The organism is Pseudomonas berkeleyensis (assembly GCF_014109765.1).
GTDB classification, from domain to species: domain Bacteria; phylum Pseudomonadota; class Gammaproteobacteria; order Pseudomonadales; family Pseudomonadaceae; genus Aquipseudomonas; species Aquipseudomonas berkeleyensis.
In genome coordinates this window covers 4,402,390-4,425,640 of the sequence record NZ_CP059139.1, presented here as the reverse complement: position 1 = coordinate 4,425,640, position 23,251 = coordinate 4,402,390, and the positions used below count along the sequence as shown (strand labels likewise).

The 23,251-nt window shown below is 63.1% G+C and carries 23 protein-coding genes and 1 riboswitch; of the genes, 10 read left to right on the top strand and 13 right to left on the bottom strand.

Annotation, left to right across the window (positions count from 1 at the left end):
• The first annotated feature begins 30 nt into the window (after positions 1-30).
• Positions 31-336, top strand: coding sequence for a hypothetical protein (locus tag HS968_RS20520; protein ID WP_182368468.1), 306 nt, complete (start codon positions 31-33; stop codon positions 334-336).
• Between the two features lie 35 nt (positions 337-371).
• On the opposite strand, the gene HS968_RS20515 is transcribed toward HS968_RS20520, so the two are convergent.
• Positions 372-1,028, bottom strand: a complete 657-nt coding sequence (locus HS968_RS20515; protein ID WP_182368467.1) for a DsbA family protein — start codon at positions 1,026-1,028, stop codon at positions 372-374.
• Positions 1,025-1,456, bottom strand: a complete 432-nt coding sequence (locus HS968_RS20510) for a disulfide bond formation protein B (protein WP_182368466.1) — start codon at positions 1,454-1,456, stop codon at positions 1,025-1,027. The genes HS968_RS20515 and HS968_RS20510 overlap by 4 nt, the downstream gene beginning before the upstream one ends.
• A 158-nt stretch (positions 1,457-1,614) precedes the next feature.
• A riboswitch (yybP-ykoY riboswitch) is annotated at positions 1,615-1,779 on the top strand.
• Between the two features lie 5 nt (positions 1,780-1,784).
• Between HS968_RS20510 and mntP the strand changes: the two genes are divergently transcribed.
• Entirely contained in the window at positions 1,785-2,354 is a 570-nt protein-coding gene (gene mntP, locus HS968_RS20505; protein ID WP_182368464.1) for a manganese efflux pump MntP, read from the top strand.
• A 2-nt stretch (positions 2,355-2,356) separates the two neighbouring features.
• Complete coding sequence (locus HS968_RS20500; protein WP_322790694.1) at positions 2,357-3,301, top strand: SMP-30/gluconolactonase/LRE family protein; 945 nt, start codon at positions 2,357-2,359, stop codon at positions 3,299-3,301.
• Here the strand turns inward: HS968_RS20500 and HS968_RS20495 are convergent.
• From HS968_RS20495 to HS968_RS20465, 7 genes are all read right to left on the bottom strand, one after another.
• A complete protein-coding gene (locus HS968_RS20495) occupies positions 3,282-3,722 on the bottom strand; it encodes a hypothetical protein (protein WP_182368463.1) in 441 nt (146 codons plus the stop codon). The two genes, HS968_RS20500 and HS968_RS20495, sit on opposite strands and share 20 nt — an antisense overlap.
• Positions 3,707-4,846: an NAD(P)/FAD-dependent oxidoreductase gene (locus HS968_RS20490; RefSeq protein ID WP_182368462.1), complete on the bottom strand. Its 1,140-nt coding sequence runs from the start codon at positions 4,844-4,846 to the stop codon at positions 3,707-3,709. Before HS968_RS20490 ends, HS968_RS20495 begins: the two co-directional genes overlap by 16 nt.
• A gap of 74 nt (positions 4,847-4,920) precedes the next feature.
• Positions 4,921-6,363 carry an ATP-dependent RNA helicase RhlB gene (gene rhlB / locus HS968_RS20485; protein ID WP_182368461.1) on the bottom strand — a complete coding sequence of 481 codons (1,443 nt, stop codon included), beginning with the start codon at positions 6,361-6,363 and terminating at the stop codon, positions 4,921-4,923.
• A 110-nt stretch (positions 6,364-6,473) separates the two neighbouring features.
• On the bottom strand, positions 6,474-7,637 hold the full coding sequence (locus tag HS968_RS20480; RefSeq protein WP_179622434.1) for a dipeptidase: 1,164 nt from the start codon (positions 7,635-7,637) through the stop codon (positions 6,474-6,476).
• 96 nt (positions 7,638-7,733) lie between these two features.
• Complete coding sequence (locus tag HS968_RS26545; RefSeq protein ID WP_182368459.1) at positions 7,734-8,672, bottom strand: GGDEF domain-containing protein; 939 nt, start codon at positions 8,670-8,672, stop codon at positions 7,734-7,736.
• Between the two features lie 191 nt (positions 8,673-8,863).
• Positions 8,864-10,765, bottom strand: a complete 1,902-nt coding sequence (locus HS968_RS20470; protein ID WP_182368458.1) for an acyl-CoA synthetase — start codon at positions 10,763-10,765, stop codon at positions 8,864-8,866.
• 109 nt (positions 10,766-10,874) lie between these two features.
• Positions 10,875-11,534, bottom strand: a complete 660-nt coding sequence (locus HS968_RS20465; protein WP_182368457.1) for an alpha/beta hydrolase — start codon at positions 11,532-11,534, stop codon at positions 10,875-10,877.
• A 479-nt stretch (positions 11,535-12,013) separates the two neighbouring features.
• On the opposite strand from HS968_RS20465, the gene HS968_RS20460 reads away from it, so the two are divergent.
• The 4 genes from HS968_RS20460 to HS968_RS20445 all read left to right on the top strand — a co-directional run bounded on the left by HS968_RS20460 (position 12,014) and on the right by HS968_RS20445 (position 16,273).
• On the top strand, positions 12,014-13,042 hold the full coding sequence (locus tag HS968_RS20460) for an amino acid ABC transporter substrate-binding protein (protein ID WP_106736967.1): 1,029 nt from the start codon (positions 12,014-12,016) through the stop codon (positions 13,040-13,042).
• Between the two features lie 98 nt (positions 13,043-13,140).
• Positions 13,141-14,325, top strand: a complete 1,185-nt coding sequence (locus tag HS968_RS20455; RefSeq protein WP_170965283.1) for an amino acid ABC transporter permease — start codon at positions 13,141-13,143, stop codon at positions 14,323-14,325.
• Positions 14,326-14,334: 9 nt separating this feature from the next.
• Entirely contained in the window at positions 14,335-15,432 is a 1,098-nt protein-coding gene (locus HS968_RS20450) for an amino acid ABC transporter permease (RefSeq protein WP_182368456.1), read from the top strand.
• 79 nt (positions 15,433-15,511) lie between these two features.
• Positions 15,512-16,273, top strand: coding sequence for an amino acid ABC transporter ATP-binding protein (locus HS968_RS20445; RefSeq protein WP_106736965.1), 762 nt, complete (start codon positions 15,512-15,514; stop codon positions 16,271-16,273).
• Positions 16,274-16,380: 107 nt separating this feature from the next.
• Here the strand turns inward: HS968_RS20445 and HS968_RS20440 are convergent, their stop codons facing one another.
• The 4 genes from HS968_RS20440 to HS968_RS20425 all read right to left on the bottom strand — a co-directional run bounded on the left by HS968_RS20440 (position 16,381) and on the right by HS968_RS20425 (position 20,682).
• The gene (locus HS968_RS20440; protein ID WP_182368455.1) at positions 16,381-17,721 is read right to left on the bottom strand and encodes a sigma-54-dependent transcriptional regulator; all 1,341 of its coding nucleotides are present in this window, start codon (positions 17,719-17,721) and stop codon (positions 16,381-16,383) included.
• A 2-nt stretch (positions 17,722-17,723) separates the two neighbouring features.
• Positions 17,724-19,316 (bottom strand): sensor histidine kinase, encoded by a 1,593-nt coding sequence (locus tag HS968_RS20435; RefSeq protein ID WP_179625217.1) that lies wholly within the window; start codon positions 19,314-19,316, stop codon positions 17,724-17,726.
• On the bottom strand, positions 19,306-19,548 hold the full coding sequence (locus tag HS968_RS20430; protein ID WP_119695392.1) for a PP0621 family protein: 243 nt from the start codon (positions 19,546-19,548) through the stop codon (positions 19,306-19,308). Before HS968_RS20430 ends, HS968_RS20435 begins: the two co-directional genes overlap by 11 nt.
• Positions 19,549-19,689: 141 nt before the next feature.
• Entirely contained in the window at positions 19,690-20,682 is a 993-nt protein-coding gene (locus HS968_RS20425) for an outer membrane protein assembly factor BamD (RefSeq protein ID WP_106736961.1), read from the bottom strand.
• Positions 20,683-20,820: 138 nt separating this feature from the next.
• Between HS968_RS20425 and rluD the strand changes: the two genes are divergently transcribed.
• The 3 genes from rluD (at position 20,821) to HS968_RS20410 (ending at position 23,246) form a co-directional block, all read left to right on the top strand.
• Entirely contained in the window at positions 20,821-21,795 is a 975-nt protein-coding gene (gene rluD / locus HS968_RS20420) for a 23S rRNA pseudouridine(1911/1915/1917) synthase RluD (protein WP_182368454.1), read from the top strand.
• The gene (gene pgeF, locus HS968_RS20415; RefSeq protein WP_182368453.1) at positions 21,792-22,529 is read left to right on the top strand and encodes a peptidoglycan editing factor PgeF; all 738 of its coding nucleotides are present in this window, start codon (positions 21,792-21,794) and stop codon (positions 22,527-22,529) included. Before rluD ends, pgeF begins: the two co-directional genes overlap by 4 nt.
• A 126-nt stretch (positions 22,530-22,655) precedes the next feature.
• Positions 22,656-23,246 (top strand): TetR/AcrR family transcriptional regulator, encoded by a 591-nt coding sequence (locus tag HS968_RS20410; RefSeq protein WP_238338866.1) that lies wholly within the window; start codon positions 22,656-22,658, stop codon positions 23,244-23,246.
• Positions 23,247-23,251: the final 5 nt, after the last annotated feature.

Here is a 23,251-nt window from a genome sequence, read left to right as displayed (position 1 = left end):
TGGCCGGGCTTTCGACACTGGAGAAACCTGATGTACAACCCCTGGAAACACCGCCTGGCGCCTGCCGCACTGGGCCTGGCACTGATCGCCCTGGTTGGCTGCGATGCTGCCGAGCAATCTGCGCAGAAGTTGGCCGAAGAGGCGAAGAAGGAAGCCCAGGCGCTGATCAGTGACTCGGTTGGCGAGGTGGTCGATGAGGTCAATCGCCAGGTGGATTCCCTGCAGGAATCCACCAACCGCGCCCTGGGTAAAGAAGGCGAGGAGCAGGCTGAGAAGGACGATGAAGCCGAGCCGCAGAAGGCGGATCAGCTCGAGGCTCAGGGCGTCGAGACCTGAGTTCGCAACGCCCTGTATCGAGACGGCGGGGTGGGCTAGTTGCCTGCCCGCGCCACTTCCTCCATCACCAGCGCCCGCAATGGGGCTGGGCCGAATTCACGCAGCGGCTGGCCATTGACGAAGAAAGTCGGCGTGCCGCGTACACCTACGGTCTGCACATCCTGCATGTCGGTCTTCAGGATGGCGTCGATGGCCGGTGAATGCATCTCCTCGCGTGCCTTGGCTACGTCCAGACCGACTTTCTCGGCTGCTTCCCAGGCCTTGGCGGCACTGGCGTCGTCATGCCATTGCGGCTGGGCCTGAAGGATGGCGTCCAGTACCGGCAGATAGAGATCCTGCTTGCGCGCCGCTTCCAGCAGGCGAGCCGCTTGCTCCGAGGCCTGGTGGAACAGGGTGTAGCGGATCACCAGACGAACGCTTTGTGGATTCTCGGCGAGGATCTGTTTGACGTAGGGGTGGAACGCCCGACATGCCTCGCAGGACGGATCGAAGAACTCGACGATGGTGACCGGGGCCTTGGCCGGCCCGATCACGGGGGAATGGAAGCGCACCAGGCTGCTGCTGTCCGGCGCCGGATGCGGCGCTTCGGCGTGCTGCTCGGAGGGGGCCAGGCCCTGGTAAAGCAGAGCCGCGCCAGCGAATACGGCAAGAATCAGCAGGCTGAGGGTGACGACCAGGGTTTTGCGGGTCATTGCAGGGTTCTCCGGCGAACGATGAGCAGCAGGATGGTGATCAGGGCGAAGGTGGCCAGGGCCAGCAAAGGCAGCGGCAGGCCGAGGATGGTCATGTTGGCATCGGTGCAGGATGGGCCGCTGGCGCTGCACGGCTGGATGCGCTGCGGGATGATGTCGAAATACAGCAGGCTGTGTCCCAGGGCGATCAGACCGCCGATGACCGACAGCGGCAGGGCGTAATGCCAGACGGCGAAGTCCGCTCGGTAGCAGGCCACAGCGAGAATCAGGGCCAGCGGAAACATGAAGATGCGCTGGAACCAGCACAGTACGCAGGGGGCCTGCCCCATGACCTCGCCGATGAACAGCGCGCCAAGCGTGGCGAGCAGAGCCAGTAGCCAGGCCAGCAGCAAAGGCGTCCAGGCAGGAGAGTGAGGTGTGGTGCTCATCGGCAGTCTCTTGGTTGAGGTCGTGCGACGCCAGGCGTTGCGGCGCCACTCGGGGCGCAGAGTGAACACCCTGAAGCCGCTACAGGGTCAAGCCGTGTCGGCTGACGATCGGTATGCCTGCCCTCTTTTTCCTGTCCGGGGTTCTGCTATGCTGCGCGCCTCTTTGGGGAGTAGCCTGCCGTCGCGTTAGCGCCGGCGCGTTGGTCAACATTCTCGGCAACCTGCCGTGGCCAACGCATCCGCTGGGATTGGTGAGACCAACGACAGTCCTGTGCCAGGTCGGGCGCGCAGTGGCTTGTCGTTGACTCAGGCCCGGCTGGAGTTTCCCTTGAATCCTCTTTCGCTGCTTCTTCTGTCTTTCGCCATGTCGACGGATGCCTTCGCGGCTGCCATCGGCAAGGGCTCGGGCCTGCACAAGCCACGCTTTGCCGAGGCCCTGCGCGCAGGGTTGATCTTCGGCACCATCGAAGCCATCACGCCGATCATCGGTTGGCTGATCGGCCAGGCGGCCAGCCGCTTCGTCCTCGAGTGGGATCACTGGATCGCCTTCATCCTGCTGGTCGGGCTCGGCCTGCATATGATCCATGCCGGGCTCAGCACCGATGAGGACGAGCCAGAAGATCGACCCGCGCGCCATTCCTTCTGGGTACTGGCCATCACCGCCGTGGCCACCAGCATCGATGCGCTGGCTGTCGGTGTGAGCCTGGCGTTCGTCGAGGTGAACATCCTGGTTGCAGCACTTTGTATCGGTTTGGCCACCACCCTCATGGTGACACTGGGCATGTTGCTCGGTCGTATACTCGGTCAATTGGTTGGCAAGCGCGCCGAGATACTCGGCGGCGTGGTGCTGATGCTGGTTGGCGCGACCATTCTCTACGAACATTTTGCGAGTCTGTGAACATGAGCATGTCCCTGCGTTTGCTGAAAAACGCACTGCTGGCTGCTGCCGCGCTGGTGGCCGCCGCCCTGACGTTCTTCGCCTGGCAGTATTTCTTTCCGGTACAGGCTGCCAGTGGCTGGTCGTACCGCGTCGCTTACAACGGTGTGCAAAAGGCCGCCGGGCTGGCGCGCGCTCCGGGTGGCGGCATTCTGGTCAGCCAGGAGTTGCAGGATGGCCGCGGTAATATCCTGCTGATGCGGCCCGAAGGTGGCCGTGAGGTGGTCGTCGAGGGGCTGTCCAAACCCGACGGCATGCTCGCTACGCGTGGCGGTCTGGTATTCAGCCAGGAGTCGGGCGACAAGCCGGTCAGCTTCCTGTTGGACGAACGTGTCTCCGCGCTGTTCGAGGGCGATCAGGTGCAGGGGCTGTGGGACGATGGCCACTACCTGTATGCCATCGAGGATCGCAAGAGCGATGGTCGCCTGTGGCGCTACCGCTGGGATGACCAGCAACTGAGCGTGGTGCGTGACAACCTGTCGGAAACCGAGTCGATCACCCGTTGCACGGACGGGCGCATGCTCTACAGCGAGAAGGAAACCGGGGTGATTCGAGAGTTGCGCGAGGATGGCCGCGATCCCGTGGTGATCGATGGCCTGCGTAACCCGACGTTCCTGTTGTGTGACGAGCAGGGCTTGTGGATCAGCGAGGACTCGACCCATCGCGCCCGCTTGCTGCTGGTCGATGCACAGGGCGAGCAGACCACCGTGCTGTCCTTCCTCAAGGCGCCGCAGGCGATCCTGCCGCTGGACGATGGCCGCTACCTGATTGCCGAAGGTGGGCGTGATCGGGTGCTGGAATTGAGCCTGGCCAAGGATGACGGTTCCCGTCGCCAGCCTGGCAGTTTGACCAGGCACGAAGGCGCGGACGAGCAGGAGCAGAGCGTGCTCAGGGGCGCGGGCGGTTGAGCCGTTCCAGTAGCGCTAGCAGCCCCAGGCTTGGCAGCAGTGCCAGGCCCAGCAATTCTAGGTCGTTCAGGAACAACTCGTGGAAGATCTCGTCGGCTGTCCAGGTGTTGCCATAGGCATTGGCGAGCAGGTTGACGGCGCAGTACGCCGCAAATGCCGCGCACAGAGCGAAGACCAGCAGCACCGTCACGGGTTGAGCGCGCCGCAACAGACCGCAGGCGGCGGCCAGCAGAAACAGTGCGAATGCGGGTACGCAGGCCAGCGCCAGCTCGATGACGAGATGACCGTCTGACTCCGTCAACAGCGGCCAGGCCAGTACCTGGCACACTTGCTGTAACTGGCAGGTCAGCAGGCCGATGAACAGCGCGGTGCCTGGCAGCAGGCACAGCCCCTGTAGCAGCCGAATCAGCGTGGTTCGCATGTGGATAACCGTGCAGGGCTGAGCAGCGCTTCGCTGAGGCCGAACTGCTGTAGCGACGGTGGCAGTGGCTGCCGACGGATCAGCGCCGCGCAGGCCTGGCCCATGGCGGCACTGGTCTGGATGCCGTAGCCGCCCTGAGCCGCGACCCAGAAGAAATCATCCGCCTGGGTATCGAAGCCGCCGACCAGATCGCCGTCGGCGACGAAACTGCGCAGGCCTGCCCAGGTATGCGCCGGGCGGCGAATTCGTAGCGTGGTGTGGCACTCGATTTGATGAATGCCCAGAGCGATATCCAGCTCTTCCGGTTGCACGTCATGCGCTGTCACCGGGTCGGCATTGGCTGGCGAGCCCAGCATCAGGCCAGCATCGGGTTTGAAGTAGAAGGATTCGTCGAGGCTGACCAGCGCCGGCCAGGCCTGGCAGTCGACACCCGCCGGGCCATCGAAGGTGAAGGCTGTACGGCGTTTGGGTCGCAGGCCGATACCGGGCAAGCCGGCCAGATGTGCGATCTCATCGCACCAGGCGCCGGCCGCGTTGATCAGCACGGCCGCGAGGTAGCGTTGCCCTGCGCAATCCACTTGCCAGCCGTCTGCTTGGCGGCTGATCGTCAGCACCTCGCGGTTGCAATGAATCTCCCCGCCTTGCTGGCGGATGCCGCGCAGGTAGCCCTGGTGCAGCGCCGCGGTATCGATATCGGCGGCGCTGGGGTCGAACAGCGCGCCATGCACGAGCTCACGGCGCAGCACCGGAACCAGTGCGCAGGCTTCGTCAGCGCTGAGCAGGCGAGCCGCGGCGACATGTTCACGGGCCTGTTCGTACTGGCGCTGCAACTCGCTGGCGTCACCGCTGAAATCCACCACCAATTCGCCCCGCGGCGTGAGCAGTGGATGCTCGGCAAAACCGGCTGGTGGCGCATCGAAAAAGGCGCGGCTGGCAGCAGTCAGCGCGCGTACCTGTGGCGTGCCGTAGGCCACGGTATACAGTGCCGCCGAACGTCCTGTGGAGTGGTAGCCGGGCTGCGCTTCGCGTTCGAGCAGGAGTGTCTTGCCGTGGCTGGCGAGGAAATAACCGGTGGAGGCACCGGCAATGCCGGCGCCGATGATCAGGTAATCGCAGTGCTGCATGGCGTATCGAATCAACGGGATCAAATGAAAAAGGCGAAGCTGGAGGGCTTCGCCTTTGTTCTGTCTGCGCCGCCTCAGTGCTTGCGCGGTACCGGTTTGAGCAATTCATCCGGCGGCATTTCGCACTGGATCTTGCGGCCGATCAATTCCTCGATCGGCGGCAGGGCGAAGGCGTCATCTTCACCGGCGAAGCTGATCGAGGTGCCACTGGTGCCGGCACGACCGGTACGGCCGATGCGGTGCACGTAGTCGTCCGGGTCTTCCGGCAAGGTGAAGTTGATCACGTGGCTGATGGCATCGACGTGAATGCCGCGGCCTGCGACGTCGGTGGCGACCATGACGCGGATCTTGCCTTCACGGAAGCCTTCCAGCGCGCGGATGCGCTTGTGCTGGGGAATGTCACCGGACATCTGCACGGCGCTGATGCCGTCGCGGGTCAGGCGCTCTTCGATACGGCGCACTTCGTCCTTGCGGTTGGCGAAGACCATCACCCGCGTCCAGTCGTTCTGACTGATCAGGTTGTACAGCAGCTTGTACTTGTCGGCCGAGGCCACGGCGTAGACGTGTTGTTCGACGGTGTCGCTGGCGACGTTTTCCGGCTCGATCTCGACGATGGCCGGGTTGACCGTCCACTGCTTGGCCAGGTTCATCACGTCTTCGGTGAAGGTGGCGGAGAACAGCAGGGTCTGGCGCTCGCCCTTCATCGGCGTCTGGCGGATGATCTGGCGCACCTGCGGGATGAAGCCCATGTCGAGCATGCGGTCGGCTTCGTCGAGCACCATGACCTCGACCATGTCCAGGTGCACCTCGCCGCGCTGGTTGAAGTCCAGCAGGCGGCCGGGGGTGGCCACGAGGATGTCGCAGAAGCGCGATTCCAGCTGCTTGAGCTGCTTGTCGAAGTCCATGCCGCCAACGAATTGCATGACGTTGAGGCCGGTGTACTTGGTCAGCTCGGCGGCGTCCTTGGCGATCTGCACCACCAGTTCACGGGTCGGCGCGATGATCAGAGCACGCGGCTCACCCATGTAGCGCTCTTTCGGCGGCGGGGTCTGCAGCAATTGGGTGATGATCGAGATGAGGAAGGCGGCAGTCTTGCCGGTACCGGTCTGGGCGCGACCGATGGCGTCCTGGCCTTTGAGGGTGTAACCCAGTACGCCCGCCTGAATCGGCGTGCAGTAGGGGAAGCCGAGGTCGTGAATGGCATGCATCAGCTCGGGAGCGAGCTTGAAGTCATGGAAGCGCGTCTTGCCTTCGGCCGGTTCGACCACGAAGTCTTCCAGTTTCCAGGTGTTTACTGGCTTGGCCGGGCGCTCACGGCGCGGTTTGTCGGCCTTGGGCGGGCGGGCCTGGCCTTCCTGAGCGGCAGCGCTTGTCTCAGGTTTGCGTGATGGTTTGTCTTTGCGGCCAGGCTTTTCCTGGTCGCCGGCCTTGGCCTGGACGGGTGTTGCGGGCGTAGGTGCCGGTTGTGGCTGCTCGCCTTCGGCTTTGCCGAACATTTTCTTGAGTGCTTTGAGCACGGGCTTCTCATCGATTGGTTAAGGAGTCAACGCCCGCCAGTGTAATGCAAGACGCGGGCGTGGCGAAGTGCTTCGCTCGCGTCTGTCAAGAGGGCAGCGCGTCGCGCGTCTCATTTCTCCGGCAGGCTGGCCAGCAGCAGGCGCTGCACGTTGCCACCCATGATCGCGGCGATGGCCGTATCGTCGAAGCCTGCTTTCTGCAGGCCTTCGGTGATCTGCGCAAGGCCGGTGACATCGAATGGCGTATGCACGGTGCCGTTGAAGTCCGAGCCCAGGGCAACGTGTTCGACGCCAACCTTGTCGGCGGTGTAGCGGATGGCTTTGACGATGGCGGCGACCGAGGTGTCGCACACGGCCGTGCTCCAGTAACCGATGCCGATCACTCCGCCCGTGGCGGCGATGGCCTGCATGTGCTGGTCGCTGAGGTTGCGCGTGCCGGCGCAGGTGCCTTCGACGCCGGTATGCGAGACCAGCACCGGGCGCTTGGCCATGGCCAGTACGTCGTCGATCAACGGGCGTGAGGCGTGGGCCAGATCCACCAGCATGGATTTCTCTTCCAGGCGTGCGATGACCTGGCGACCCAGTGGGGTCAGGCCACCTTTTTTCAGGCCATGGGCGGAGCCGCCGACTTCGTTGTCGAAGAAGTGGGTGAGGCCAGCGATGCGAAAGCCGGCGTCATACAGCACGTCGATGTTCTCCAGTTTGCCTTCGATGGGTTGCAGGCCTTCGGTGGCGAGCAGACCGGCGACGCGGCGCGGATCCTGTTGCCAGGCTTCGACGAAGCGGGCGAGGTCGCCACGCGTGCGGATCAATACCAAGCGGCCGTCGCTGTCGGCAGCGGCGTCCTTGAGCTTCTGTGCCTGATACAGCGCACGTTGCAGCAGGCTGCTCCAGGTTTCCCGCGGCCAGCGCTGGGCCATGGCCAGCAGAGTGATGTTGTCGCTGTCGGCGCCGTTGCTCTCCATGTTCAGGCCACGTGGGGTTTTGGTCACGGTGGAGAACACCTGCAGGCCGAGTCGGCCTTCGAGCATGCGTGGCAGGTCGGAATGGCCGTAGTCGTAGCGCTTGAGCAGGTCGCGCTCCCAGAGCAAGGCGTCGTCGTGCAGGTCGGCGACGAACAATCCCTGGTGCAACTTCTGCGCGCTGGCGCTGGCTGGATAGGGTGGCGGGCTGGCCACACTGTTCATCTGTGCGTCGAGTACCTGGGGCAGGCCCAGAAAGGCGAGTGCGGAAAGAGGGACGAGCAGAAGCACAGCGATCAGCAGTTTGCGCATGAGAAGCCATCCGGGCGTGTTGTTATGCCGGGCACTCTAGCAGGGAAGCGGTGCGCACGGCGCTTAGGGCGTGTCGTACGCACCAAATAAGTCGGCTCAACCGCAGAGGCAGTTACGCCCTTGCTGCTTGGCCTGGTACAGCGCGGCATCGGCGCGGGCGATCAGGCTTTGCAGGCTGTCCTGATGCTGCATCTGGGCCAGGCCGATGGAGATGGTCACGCCGGGCAGGACGCCGACCGGTGAGTAGAAGGAGGCGATCTGCTCCAGGCTCACGCGCAGGCGCTCACCGATGCTGCGCGCCTCCAGATCGCTGATCTCGGGCAGCACGATGACGAACTCTTCGCCTCCGAAACGCACCAGGCTGTCCTTGGGGCGCAGCTGACTGCGCAGCGTGTGCGCCACCAGGCACAGGGCATAGTCGCCGGCCAGGTGGCCGTGCTGGTCGTTGTAGGCCTTGAAGTGATCGACATCCAGCATCAGCAGCGACATCGGTTCGTCATTGAAGGCGCAGCGGGTGCTCTCGCGCTCGAACACGTGCTCGAGCCAGCGTCGGTTGAAGCAGCTGGTGAGGGTGTCGACGTTGGCGTTCTGTTCGCTGTCGAGGATCAGCCGGTTGCCCTGGCGCACTCGCTCGCACAGCAGCTCCAGCAGGTTCTGCATCATTTGTGGCGATTGCTGGAACAGCGCGACCAGCGATTCACGGTGCAGGCGCAGTACCGTGGAAGGGCGCTCGGCTACCACGTAGGCGGAGGGATGCTCATTGTCGATGAAGCTGATCTCGCCGGCGCAGTCACCGACTTCCAGGGTACTGACGGCCTGGTTGTCCAGCGAGCCGAGGTAGACGCGGAGCTGGCCTTCTATCAGCAGGTAGAGGTGTTGGTTGCGGTTGAAGGGGGAGAGCAGGACTTCGCCGGCCTCCAGCTCGCAGGCACGAAACTCTCGCAGCAACTGATCCAGGCTGCTGGCTGCGACTTTCTGGAACAGTCGCAACTGTCGAACTTGTTGCAGGTCTGCCTGCCAATGCGCCGGTTTCATCGCGGTCTTGTCGGGCCTGTCTGGGCGTCGAGGCCGGACGGCATCGCAAACGCTCCGTGTCGTGGTCGTGAACGAGTTTCGACATTATTCCCGCGCTGAAGGCGTGGCAATGCTTGCCCAAAGTTGGGCCGACCAGTGGTGCGGCGTTGATGCAAAGCTGTTAACTGGCGCGCGTCCTTGCGCGCTCGGCGTCACGGTACGAGGTGGATGCGGTGCCCTACGGCATAGCCGGCCAGACGCTCGCCAATGGCAGGCACAAGTGCCTGTTCCTGGCTGGGCAGGTGGATATGCGCCAGTTGCCCGGCCTTGTCGTCGCTCAGTACCTCGACCTGAATGGCGGGATGCAGATCGCTCAGGGCGGCCTGGTAGACGCGGGTAATGGCATCGAAGCGCAGCGCTGGTTTGAATGTCTTGCCTACCGCGGTCAGCGGAATGGCGTCGATGATCCAGGCGTCCTTGGGCACGGCGGCGCGCTCGGGGATGTGCGCGGCGGCATGTTCGAGCAGTTCGGCTTCGCTGACCTCGGTGCCGGGCTTGAGCTGGATGTAGACCACCGGCAGCTCACCGGCTTTCTCGTCAGGTTTGCCGACGGCGGCGGCCATGGCCACGGCGGGATGCTTGTGCAGAGCCTCTTCGATCATCTGCGGGTCGATGTTGTGACCACCGCGGATGATCAGATCCTTGCTGCGTCCGGTCAGCCAGATGTAACCCTCCGCATCGACACGGCCGAGGTCACCGGTGTTGAACCAGTCGCCATCGACCCAGATGCCGGCATTCTTGCTTGCCTGCAGGTAGCCCTTGAACACCGTGGCGCCACGGATGCACAGGTTGCCGATTTCGTTGGGCGCGGCCTCGCGCAGGTACTGCCCCTGTTCGTCGAGCACCTTGATGCTGACTGCGCAGTAAGGCATCGGCAGGCCGATGGAGCCAGGACGGCGCTCGCCCGCCGGCGGGTTGGCACAACTGCCGCAGGTGCCTTCGGTCAGCCCATAGCCTTCGAGCAGGGTCAGGCCGGTCTTGGCCTCGAACTGACGGATCAGCTCCACCGGCATCGGCGCGGCGCCGCACAGGGCGTACTTCAGCGAGGACAGGTCGTAGCCTTCGCTGGGAATCTGCAGCAGGCCGGCATAGATAGTCGGCACGCCGCTGAAGAAACTCACCTTGTGGCGTTCGATGACCTTCCAGAAATTGCCGATCAGCGTGGTGTTGCGATAGCCCTGCGGCGTTGCCAGCAGCACTTCCGCACCACCGATAAAGGCCGTAAGACCGGTGACGATGACGCCATTGACGTGAAACAGCGGCAGGCCGCACAGCGTCACGTCGCCTGGGCCGAAGCGGGTGACCAGGTTCATGCTGTAGGCCATCGCCACTTCGTTGCCATGGCTATGCGGCGCCAGTTTCGGCGTGCCGGTAGTGCCGCCGGTATGGAAGTAGCTGGCGATGTCGTCTGCTGCGATCACGCGGCCGCTTTCAAGATGGTCGGCGGGGCAGTCTGCAATGGTCGTGTCGAAGTCCAGTACGCCCTCTGGCAACGGCCCGCGTTGGGCCTTGATGGCGCTGCGTTGTGGCTCCGGCAGCAAGTTGGCCATGTCCACGCAGAGAATCGCCTTCAGCTCCGGCAGTCGATCACGGAGGGCGTCGACCTTGGCCCACAGGTCGGTGCCGGGGAAGGGCGCCAGGGTGACCAGCAGTTCGGAGTCGGAGGCATGGATCAGCTCGGCGATATGCTCGGGATCGAGCAGCGGGTTGATCGCATTGACGATGCCCGCCGCTTCGCCGCCCCAAATGGTGTAGTGGGTCTGTGGCAGATTGGGCAGCAGGAACGACACGGCCTTGCCCGGTTGCAAGCCCAGGCGGTGGAAGGCATTGGCGGTCTGAGTGATCTTGCCCAGCAGTTCGCGGTAGTTCAGGCGCAGTGGGGATTCTTCGCCCGTGCCCTGGAGGATGAACGACAGGGCTGGCGCGTCGGGGTGGGCCTGCGCCGTGCGGCGAATCAGATCATAGGTGCTCGGTGGCAGGTCGCGTTCGACGAGCGGGGTGCGCTCGATCGTTTCGATGTCCTGCTGTGTACGGATCAGGGGCGCTGTGCTCATTCGTGCATCTTCTCCGGGGCGGGTTGCCAGCATGTAGGGTGTCACCGTGCGCATCGGGTCGAATCCGGTGCCGAACCGGTGGTGCGCAGAGCGCACCCTACGGCACTGTTCAGCTGGCGAGCAGTTGGCTCAGCCAGTCGGCGATGTCGCGAATCTCTTCCGGAATGACCTCGTGGGCCATCGGGTAGTCGCGCCACTGTACCGGTACAGATCGAGCGTGCAGACGGTCGAAAGCGGCGCGTCCCATATCGGGGGCTACGACGTCGTCGAATCTGCCATGCAAACAAAGCACCGGCAGTTGTCTTTTTGTATCTGCCAGGCTCATTTCGTCGTTGAAAGTCGGGGCGTAGGTGGACAGCGCGAGCACGCCGCCGAGTGTCTCCGTGCAGCGCAGGAAGGCGGTATGCAGCACCACTGCGCCGCCCTGGGAAAAGCCTGCAAGCACGATGCGGCGGGCCTCGATGCCACTGTCCAGTTCTGCCTGGATCAGATCCAGCACCTGCTGCGCCGACTCTTCCATCTGTTGCTCGTCGATGGCGCGGGCCGGGGTCATGGCCAGGATGTCGTACCAGCTCGGCATGCTCCAGCCGCCGTTGATGGTCACCGGGCGGGTTGGTGCCTGTGGCAACACGAAGCGTGTGCTGGGCAGGCGCTCCTGCAGGGCCTCGGCCACCGGCAGGAAATCATAGCGATCGGCGCCCAGGCCATGCAGCCAGATCACGCAGGCATCAGCGGTGTGTGGGGGCTGCAGAATCATGGGTGGGGTCATTGGTAGCTCCAGTGTGGTGCGCCCGCTCGAAAATGGGGCGGCGCCTTTTTTCAGGCTTGGCTAATCTGTGAATAAGTTGTCGCACGGGTGCAACTTTTGCTCTTGACCGGCAGTTATGCTGCATTTCGCATGACGCTGGTACGGCGCTTGCTATGGCTGAAACGGACTGACGAAGCAGCGCGGTAACGGTAACACTGTGCCATTGCCCGCTGCTCAACAGGCAGGAATCTGCTGTGTGGGGTTCCTTGACTCAAGCCACCGGGGCACTACCGTCCTGGTGGACGACGATCCGTCTCTAGCCCGTTCAACCAATGGGCAGGGTGAGAGTCGGTTGGCCAGCAGAGGGCATCGCCGACTAGACTCATGCCTGACGTCCGATCTTCTCGTCGTCGCCGTTGCTGCCAGCGGCGCGCAGGCCTCAAAAGGGTGGGGAAGTAGGACGGAGACTCCAACACAACAAGAGCAACTGGAGGTTTTTGATGAAGATGGTGAAATCCACCCTGGCAATGCTGACCACCGCAGCTGTGCTTGGTGTCAGCGGCTTCGCGCAAGCCGGTGCCACCCTGGACGCGGTACAGAAAAAAGGCTTCGTGCAGTGCGGCATCAGCGATGGTCTGCCGGGCTTCTCCTACGCCGATGAAAAAGGCAATTACCTGGGTCTGGACGTTGATGTCTGCCGCGCTGTTGCTGCTGCGGTATTCGGTGACGCCACCAAGGTCAAGTACAGCCCGCTGACCGCCAAGGAGCGCTTCACCGCTCTGCAATCCGGCGAAGTCGACATCCTGTCGCGCAACACCACCTGGACCAGCTCGCGTGATGCGGCTCTGGGCCTGAACTTCACCGGCGTGACCTACTACGACGGCCAAGGCTTCCTGGTTAACAAGAAGCTGGGCGTTTCCAGCGCCAAGGAACTGGACGGCGCCACCGTGTGCATCCAGGCCGGTACCACTACCGAGCTGAACCTCTCCGACTACTTCCGTGCCAATGGCCTGAAGTACACCCCCATCACCTACGATACCTCCGACGAGAGCGCCAAATCGGTCGAAGCTGGCCGTTGCGACGTACTGACCTCCGACCAGTCGCAGCTGTACGCGCAGCGCATCAAGCTGGCCAACCCGGACGACTACGTCGTACTGCCGGAAGTCATCTCCAAGGAGCCGCTCGGCCCGTCCGTTCGTCAGGGTGACGAGGAGTGGTTCGACATCGTGCGCTGGACCCTGTTCGCCATGCTCAACGCCGAAGAACTGGGCGTGACCTCGGCCAACGTCGAAGAAACTGCCAAAACCACCAAGAACCCGGACGTCGCTCGTCTGCTGGGTACCGAAGGTGAGTTCGGCAAGGATCTGAAACTGCCGAAAGACTGGGCTGTTCAGATCGTCAAGCAAGTGGGTAACTACGGTGAATCCTTCGATCGCAACGTCGGTGCCGGCAGCGAGCTGAAGATCGAGCGTGGTCTCAACGCCCTGTGGAACAAGGGTGGTCTGCAATACGCACCGCCAGTGCGCTGACCATCCACAACGGCAGGCCAAATGGCCTGCCGTTGTCGTTTCCGACTACATGAATCCCCGACCCGCTGCAGCGGGCCGGAGATTCAACGAGGGCTGTTATGCAAACGACCGCTAATGCCCCGCGCCCGCGAGGATCGCTATTGACCGATCCGCAGGTGCGCGCGTGGCTGTTCCAGATCATTGCCGTAGTCGCCGTTGTGGCGCTCGGCTGGTTTCTATTCCAGAACACCCAGGCCAACCTGGAGAAGCGCGGAATCATCTCCGGCTTCAGTTTTCTCAACAACAGTGCCGGCTTCGGCATCGCTCAGCACCTGATCGATTACTCCGAGAGCAACTCCTACGGGCGTGTGTTCATCATCGGTCTGCTCAACACCTTGCTGGTGTCGGTCATCGGTATCGTGCTGGCGTCCATTCTCGGCTTCCTGCTCGGTATCGCGCGGCTGTCGCCGAACTGGCTGATCAGCAGGCTGGCGACGGTCTACATCGAGATTTTCCGCAACATTCCGCCGTTGTTGCAGATTCTCTTCTGGTACTTCGCGGTATTCCTGACCCTGCCCGGACCACGGCAAAGCCTGGACGTCGGCGAAGTCTTCTTCCTCAACAGCCGTGGCCTGTACATGCCGGCACCGGCTCCATCGGAGAGCTTCGGTTTCTTCGCCGTGGTGCTGCTGGCGACTATCGTTGCCATCATCGTGCTCGGGCGTTGGGCCAAGGCGCGGCGTGAGGCCACTGGCAAGATCTTCCCGCTGCTGTGGACGTCGCTGGCGATGATCGTCGGCATCCCGGCATTGGCTGTGTTGATCGGCGGTAACCCGCTGGTGTGGAGCGTGCCGGAACTGACCGGCTTCAACTTCCGCGGCGGCTGGGTGCTGATCCCCGAACTGATGGCGTTGACGCTGGCTTTGACCATCTATACCGCAGCCTTCATCGCCGAGAACGTGCGGTCCGGGATCATGGCCGTGAGCCATGGCCAGACCGAGGCGTCGCGCTCGCTGGGTTTGCGTCCGGGTATCACGCTGCGTCTGGTGATCATTCCGCAATCGCTGCGCGTGATCATTCCACCGCTGACCAGTCAGTACCTCAACCTGGCCAAGAACTCCTCGCTCGCCGCCGGTATCGGTTATCCCGACATGGTTTCGTTGTTCGCCGGAACGGTACTCAACCAGACCGGGCAGGCCATCGAGGTGATCGCCATCACCATGAGCGTGTACCTGGCCATCAGCATCAGCATTTCCCTGTTGATGAACTGGTACAACAAGCGCATTGCGCTGACTGAGCGGTAAGGAGCAGCCATGCAAAGTCATATTTTCAAACCGGATCTGCCGCCGCCGCGCATGAGCGTCGGCGTGCTGGGCTGGCTGCGGGCCAACCTGTTTTCCAACTGGTTCAACACCCTGCTGACCTTTTTCGCCATCTACCTGATCTGGCTGATCGTGCCGCCTCTGCTGCAGTGGGCGATCATCGATGCCAACTGGGTCGGTAGCACGCGCGCCGACTGCACCAAGGAGGGCGCCTGCTGGGTGTTCATCCAGCAGCGCTTTGGTCAGTTCATGTACGGCTTCTACCCCACCGAGCTGCGCTGGCGGGTAGATACCACGCTGTGGCTGGCGATCATCGGCGCTGCGCCGCTGTTCGTCCCGCAGATGCCGCGCAAGGCGCTGTATGGCCTGGCTTTCCTGGTGATCTACCCGGTCATCGCTTGGTGCCTGTTGCACGGTGGCGTGTTCGGTCTGAGCGTGGTTTCCACCAGCCAGTGGGGCGGCCTGATGCTGACCCTGGTGATCGCCGCTGTCGGTATCACCGGTGCGTTGCCGCTGGGCATCCTGCTGGCATTGGGGCGCCGCTCCAACCTGCCGGCGATCAAGGTCATCTGCGTCACTTTCATCGAGTTCTGGCGCGGCGTGCCGCTGATCACCGTGCTGTTCATGTCTTCGGTGATGCTGCCGTTGTTCCTGCCCGAAGGCATGCACTTCGACAAGCTGATGCGTGCGCTGATCGGGGTGATCCTGTTCCAGTCCGCCTACATCGCCGAAGTGGTGCGCGGTGGCCTGCAGGCCATCCCCAAAGGCCAGTACGAGGCCGCTGCGGCCATGGGCCTGGGCTACTGGCGGATGATGGGCCTGGTGATCCTGCCGCAAGCGCTCAAGCTGGTGATTCCCGGCATCGTCAACGTGTTCATCGCCCTATTCAAGGACACCAGCCTGGTGATCATCATCGGCCTGTTCGACCTGCTCAACAGCATCAAGCAGGCGACTACCGACCCAGCCTGGCTGGGTATGGCGACCGAGGGTTATGTATTCGCCGCGTTGGTTTTCTGGGTTTTCTGTTTTGGTATGTCCCGCTACTCCCTGCATCTGGAGAGAAAGCTGGATACCGGCCACAAGCGTTAGGAACCGTTCAGTCGCTGAGGCGCGCCTGCCCGTGATGCGGCGTGCCAGAACCTGAATGAGTCCCTTGGAGGAATGAATAATGAGTGAAGCAATCAAGCAACCCAGCGCTGAGCCGATGATCCTGCTGCAAGGCGTGAACAAATGGTACGGCCAGTTCCACGTGCTCAAGGACATCAACCTCAGCGTGCAGCAGGGCGAGCGTATCGTGCTCTGCGGCCCGTCCGGTTCGGGCAAGTCCACCACCATCCGCTGCATCAACCGCCTGGAGGAACACCAGCAGGGGCGCATCGTGGTCGATGGCACCGAGCTGACCAGCGACCTCAAGCACATCGAGGCGATCCGCCGCGAAGTGGGCATGGTGTTCCAGCACTTCAACCTGTTCCCGCACCTGACCGTGCTGCAGAACTGCACCCTGGCACCGATGTGGGTGCGCAAGATGCCCAAGCGCCAGGCTGAGGAAATCGCCATGCATTTCCTCGAGCGCGTGCGCATTCCGGAGCAGGCCAACAAGTTTCCGGGGCAGCTCTCCGGTGGTCAGCAACAGCGTGTGGCGATCGCCCGTGCGCTGTGCATGAAACCGAAGATCATGCTGTTCGATGAGCCGACCTCGGCACTCGATCCGGAGATGGTAAAAGAGGTTCTGGACACCATGATCGGCCTGGCCGAAGACGGCATGACCATGCTCTGCGTGACCCATGAAATGGGCTTCGCTCGCACCGTGGCCAACCGGGTGATCTTCATGGACAAGGGTGAGATCGTCGAACAGGCCGAACCCAACAGCTTCTTCACCAACCCGCAGAACGAGCGCACCAAGCTGTTCCTCAGTCAGATCATTCACTGAGTCAGCGTTGCGTTATCAAAAAGGGAGCCTTCGGGCTCCCTTTTTCGTTGTGGGCGCAGGTCGTAGGGGGCGCTGCGCGCACCGACGCGCAGGAGGCATGGTGTGTGTCAGTCGATGCCCAGCTTCTTCAGGCGATAGCGCATCGAGCGGAAGGTAAGGCCAAGGCGCTGGGCTGCGGCCGTGCGGTTCCAGCGGGTTTCTTCCAGGGCCTGCATGATCAGTTTGCGCTCGATGTCTTCGAGGTAGTCCTCGAGGTTGTCGATCTGCGCCAGGCTGGCTTCGCCGCCTTCGTTGCTGGGGCCGCTGGCGTCGGCCAGGCGCAGGTCGCTGGGTGTGATCTGGTCGTCTTCGCACAGGGTATAGGCGCGCTCGAGCATGTTTTCCAGCTCGCGCACGTTGCCGGGGAAGCGGTAGTTCTTCAGTTTCTCCAACGCATCGGGATGCAACTTGGCAGCAGCAAGGCCGGTGCTGTCGGCCAGGCGCGTGAGCATCACGTCGGCCAGCTGGGCGATATCTTCGCGACGCTCACGCAGCGGCGGTACGCGCAGTTCGATGACGTTGAGGCGGTAGTAGAGATCCTGGCGGAAGCGGCCGGCGGCGACTTCGGCGGCGAGATCCTTGTGGGTGGCGCAGAGTATGCGTACGTCGACCACCACTTCCTGCTGACCGCCGACGGCGCGCACGGCTTTTTCCTGAATTGCACGCAGCAGTTTTACCTGCATTGGCAGCGGCAGGTCGGCGACTTCATCGAGGAACAGCGTGCCGCCATTGGCCGCCTGGAACAGGCCCAGCTTGTCTTCGATGGCGCCAGTGAAGCTGCCTTTCTTGTGCCCGAAGAACTCGCTCTCCATCAACTCAGAGGGGATGGCGCCGCAGTTGACCGGGACGAAGGGCTGTTCGACGCGCGGGCCCTGCTCGTGGATCAGGCGGGCGACCAGTTCCTTGCCGCTGCCCGACTCACCGCTGATATAGACTGGTGCCTGGCTGCGCGAGAGCTTCTGGATCTGCTTGCGCAGCGACTTCATGGGCGGCGAATCGCCGAGCAGGCGGCTGTCGACCGGGGTTTCCCCGCACTCGGGGGAGCGGATGCGCAGGGCGGTGGCGACCAGTTCGCGCAGGCGACCGAGATCTACCGGTTTGGTGAGGAAGTCGAAGGCGCCGGCTTTGAGCGAGTTGATCGCGGTATCCAGGCTGCCGTAGGCGGTGATCATCGCCACCGGCACTTGTGGGTAGCGCTGTTGGATGTGCTGCACCAGTTCCAGGCCGGTGCCGTCGGGCAGGCGCATGTCGGTCAGGCACAGATCGAAGGGTTCGCGCGCCAGCCATTCGCGTGCTTCCTTGACGTTGCGGGCGCTGCGGGTGTCCAGCTTCATGCGTCCGAGGGTGATTTCCAGCAACTCGCGGATATCGGGCTCGTCGTCGACGATCAGTGCTCTCTGACGGTTCATGCTCAGCTCAGTTTGCGCGGGTGGGCGAAGGTGATGCGGAAGCAACTGCCGCCATCTTCGCGGGGTTTATAGTCGAGGCGTGCCTGGTTGCCCTGGCACAGCTCGCGGGAGATATACAGGCCGAGGCCGGTGCCCTTGTTCTCGGTGGTATAGAAGGGCTCGAAGATATGCTGCTCCAGCTCGGGCGGCACGCCGGGGCCGTCGTCGAGAATCTCCAGCACCGGCAGGTCGCTGGTCTCGTCGCGAAACAGGCGCAGCCATACCTGGCCGAGCCGGTGTTTCTGGGCGCTATAGCGTAGGCCGTTCTGTACCAGATTAGTCAGTACCTGGGTCAGTTGATGCGGATCCATCCGTGTTTGCAGACTGCCGCCCTGGGTTTCCAGATGGATCTGTCGATCGTTCGGTGCCGAATTGCGAAATTCGCTGGCAAAACGGTGCAGCCAGTATTTCAGGTCGAGCAGTTGCGGTTCAGCCTGGCGTCTGCGCGAGAGCTGCAGGACGTTCTCGATCACCAAGTTCATGCGCTTGGAGTGATCCTGAATGATCTGCGCCAGGCGTTGATCCGGGCCTTGCAGGTCTTCAGATTCCTGTAGCAGCTGTGCGGCGTGGCTGATCGCGCCCAGCGGATTGCGAATCTCGTGGGCGATACCGGCGGTCAAGCGGCCGAGCGAAGCCAGTTTGAGCTGTTGTGCCTGCTGGGCGATCTGCGAAATATCATCGAGAAACACCAGGATGTGTTGCTGTTCGCCGCGGTGCAGGGAAATGAAGCTGGGCTGCAGAACCGGGCCGTCGACCTGAGCCTGCAGGCTGTCCGGACGCAGGGTCGGGTTGTGCAGCCACTGCTGTAGGCGCTTGACCAGTTCGGGGCAGTGCGGATCGATGATCTTGCCGGTCAGCTCACCTCGCCCGAGCAACTGCGTTGCGCCCTGGTTGGCCAGCAGCACTCGGTGTTGGGTGTCGAGCACGAGGATGCCGGTGCGCATGCGCTGCAGGATCTGTTCGTTGAGCTCTTCCAGATTCGCCACGTCGGCCGCGCGTTGCTCGGCCAGGCTTTCGCTCACCTGCAGGCGGCGTGTGATGCCCTGGATGAAAAGGGCTCCGGCGAAGCACAGCGCACCGAGGGCGCCTGCTTGTACGTACTGCGCGGCAGCGGCGGGGCGGCTGAGGCTGAGATAGAAGGTCAGGTAGATCAGCGCCATCGCGGCGATGGCGGCAATCAGCAGGCCGATGCGCCCGCGCAGCAGGATGTTGGCGATGGCCACGGCAACCACCAGCAGGTTGCCGATGCCGCTGGGCGTGCCGCCGGCTGCATAGAACAGGGCCGAGAGGAAGATCACGTCGACCAGCGCCAGGCTGAACAGCTGCATCAGGTGCTTGGGCTTTTGCACCAGCACGGCAATGAAGATATTGAGGATCAGATAGACCCAACTGCCGGTGCGAAACAGCTCGATATGCACGACGTCCAGCAACTGTTCGTCGAGATTGCTGGAGATCAGCAGGATCAGCGCCAGCCCGATGGTCAGGCGATAGAAGTGATAGAGCCTGAGGATGCGCTGCCCTTGTTTGCTGTTCTGTACGCTGGTGTCAGCGATCACCGGTGTGAGGGCCTTGCTCAAGGTGTTTCTGGCTGCAGTACCAGCGCTGATCCTGAGTCAGCGCTTGAGTCTGGGGAATGTGCACGCCGCAGTGTGCACAGCGCACCATGGGCGCAGGTTCATCTTCGCGCTGCGCTTGGCTGGGGCGCTTGGGGGCGCTGATATAGCGGCGCCAAACCCAGATCGCGGCGAAGATGATGGCGATCCAGAACAGCAGGCGAAACAGACCCATGGTGCACTCTTTTGTTTGGTTGAGGGTGGCAGTTTAGCCAAGGTGAAGTCCGCGGCACAGGGGGGGCGGTGGCAAGCTGTGCGCTGTTTCCGGGGCAATAAAAAGGGAGGCCGAAGCCTCCCTTGTTCAATCACGCATCGCTCAGTCGAACAGACCGAAGGTCAGGTAGCTCCAGATCGAGCGCTTCTTGGCGGTTTCGCCGGTCTTGGCGTCCTGTTGCAGTTCAGCCGGGATTTGTTGCTCGGCGTCTTCGTACTGGCGGATCACGTCCTGGCTGGCGCGGGTTTCGCCCGGCGGCAGCGGCGTGTCGGTTTCGATCAGGCCCAGGGTGGCCTTGGCCAGCCAGGAACGGTTATCGGCTTCTTCTTCGAGCGGGACGAACTCGCCGCTTTCCAGGCTCGGATGATCCGGGTAGTTGAGCTTGAGGGTTTCCAGGCTGGTGGCCGCCAGGTCATCCAGCGACAGGCGCTGATAGGCCTCGGTCATGATCGCCAGGCCGTCACCCACGGATGGGGTTTCCTGGAAGTTTTCCACCACGTAGCGGCCACGGTTGGCCGCGGCGACATAGGCCTGGCGGGTCAGGTAATAGTGGCCAACGTGCACTTCGTAGGCAGCCAGCAGGTTGCGCAGGTAGATCATGCGCTGCTTGGCGTCTGGCGCGTAGCGGCTGGTCGGGTAACGGCTGGTGAGCTGGGCGAACTCGTTGTACGAGTCGCGCGCAGCGCCTGGGTCACGCTTGGTCATGTCCAGCGGCAGGAAGCGCGCCAGCAGGCCACGATCCTGGTCGAACGAGGCCAGGCCCTTGAGGTAGTAAGCGTAGTCGACGTTGGCATGCTGCGGGTGCAGGCGGATGAAGCGCTCGGCCGAAGACTTGGCGGCTTCCGGCTCGGCATTCTTGTAGTAGGCGAAGATCAGTTCCAGCTGCGCCTGCTCGGCGTAGCGCCCGAACGGATAGCGCGACTCCAGTGCCTTCAGTTTGGAGATAGCCTGGGTGTAGCTGCGGTTGTCCAGGTCGGCCTGGGCCTGCTGGTACAGCTCCACCTCGCTGAGGTTTTCATCGACCTCCGGCTGCTTGGAAGAGCAGGCGGCGGTAAGGGCGAGGATGGCGATCAGCAGCAGGTGTTTCACTTGCATGGCGGCTTGCGTCCCTGTGACGGCCGCGCGGCCGTCCTGTTATGATGAGCGCCCCCGGAAAACCCTGGGGCAAAGACGCCGTATTTAACCACAAGCCTGTCGCCGAAACCAAAGGCCAGGCTCCCGCCGTTGCCGAAGATGACTTCTATAAACAAGCAGCTGATTCAACTCCAGGCCGTCGTCCCCTTTGAACAGGGCGGTCAACGCCTCGACCAAGTGGCTGCGCAGCTGTTTGGCGAGTTCTCCCGTTCGCGCCTTTCCACCTGGATCAAGGAAGGTCGCCTGACTGTCGATGGCGCCGTGGCGCGCCCGCGCGATACCGTGCATGCCGGCTCGACGCTGGTGCTCGATGCCGAGCAGGAAGCGCAGGGCGAGTGGATCGCGCAGGACATCGAACTGAACATCGTCTATGAAGACGAACACCTGCTGGTCATCGACAAGCCCGCAGGTCTGGTGGTGCATCCGGCAGCCGGACATGCCGACGGCACCCTGCTCAACGCCCTGCTGCACCACGTGCCGGACATCATCAACGTGCCGCGTGCCGGTATCGTCCATCGCCTGGATAAGGACACCACCGGCCTGATGGTGGTGGCCAAGACGCTGCAGGCGCAGACCAATCTGGTCGAGCAACTGCAGAAGCGCACCGTCAGCCGTATCTATGAATGCATCTGCATCGGCGTGATCACCGCCGGCGGCACCATCGATGCGCCGATTGGCCGTAGCTCCAGTCAGCGTCAGCGCATGGCGGTGACCGATGGCGGCAAGCCGGCGATCAGTCATTACCGTGTGCTCGAGCGCTATCGCTCGCACACCCATGTGCGGGTCAAGCTGGAAACCGGGCGCACCCACCAGATTCGCGTGCACATGACCCACGTTGGTTATCCGCTGGTGGGCGATCCGGTCTATGCCGGGCGTTTCCGCATTCCGCCGGCGGCGAGCCCGACCCTGGTGCAGAGCCTCAAGGAGTTTCCGCGTCAGGCCCTGCATGCACGCTTCCTCGAGCTGGATCACCCGGCCACTGGCAAGCGTATGAAATGGGAGTCGGCGCTGCCGGATGATCTGGTCTGGCTGCTGACCCTGTTGCGTCAGGATCGCGAGGCCTTCGTCGGGTGAGTGCCCACGATTGGCTCATTCCCGATTGGCCTGCGCCGGCCAACGTGCGCGCCTGCGTCACCACGCGCAGTGGCGGTGTCAGCGTGGCGCCGTTCGATAGCTTCAACCTGGGCGATCACGTCGATGACGCCCCGGCGGCGGTGGCGAGCAATCGTCAGCATCTGGTTGAGGCCCTGGGTTGCCAGCCTGCCTGGCTGCGTCAGGTGCATGGCATCGTGGTGGCAGAAGCCGATCCGGCGACAGTCATCGAAGCCGATGGCAACTGGACGGCCACCCCAGGTATCGCCTGCACGGCAATGACGGCCGACTGCCTGCCTGCCCTGTTCTGTGATCGCGCGGGGACGCGTGTGGCAGCGGCCCATGCCGGTTGGCGCGGGTTGGCCGGTGGCGTGCTGGAGGCGACCGTGCAGGCGCTCGACGTCGCACCGCATGAGCTGCTGGTCTGGCTCGGCCCGGCCATCGGCCCGGCAGCGTTCGAAGTGGGTAGCGAGGTGCGCGAGGCCTTCGTGCAACAGCATGCCGAGGCTGTCAGCGCATTCGTACCCAGCGCCAATGCCGGCAAGTTCATGGCCGATATCTACCAGCTGGCGCGCATTCGCCTGGCCGCCATCGGCGTGACCGCCGTCAGCGGCGGTGGGCTGTGTACTTACAACGATGCGCGCTTCTACTCCTATCGCCGCAACGCCCGCACCGGGCGTTTCGCTTCGCTGATCTGGCTACAGCCGCGAGCTTGAGTAGGGCGGGTGAAACCCGCCAGACTGGCTAGCGGCGGGTTGAACCCGTCCTACGTTTTCTAGTCCTTAATCACCAATATCAATAGTGCTGGGCTGGGCGAGACGACCGGTCATATGCTCGGCGCCATGAACAGCATTCGACTCGACAAGCGCGATCTGATCCTGAGCAAAGGCTCGGCGGTGATGACACGTCGCGGCTACCACGGCACCGGCGTGCTGGAGATCGTCCAGGCGGCCGGGATTCCCAAGGGCAGCTTCTATCACTACTTCGCCAGCAAGGAAGATTTCGCCCTGCAGGCGCTGGCCTTCATCTATCGGCCACGTCTGGCGCGTTATGCCCAGGCGCTGAATGATCCGGCGTTGAGTCCGCGTGCACGCATCCTCGCTTACTACCGTGATCTGCTGGCGCACTTCGCCCGGCAGGACACGCCGCAGTACCACTGTTTCATCGGCAGCCTGAGTTTCGAGATGAGCGAGATGCTGCCGGCGATCGGCGCCGAGGTCGCGGCCATTCAGCAGGCCTCGGTGGACATCCTGCGCGATTGCCTGGAGCAGGCGCAGACCGTCGGCGAACTGCCGGCCGACGAGGACTGCGGCAACCTCGCCACCTTCATCAGCGACGCCTGGCAGGGCGTGCTCGCCCGCCTCAAGGTGGGCCGCAACCTGCAGCCGCTGGAAGCTTTCGTCACCCGCCTGGAGCGTTTGCTGCAGGCCTGATTACC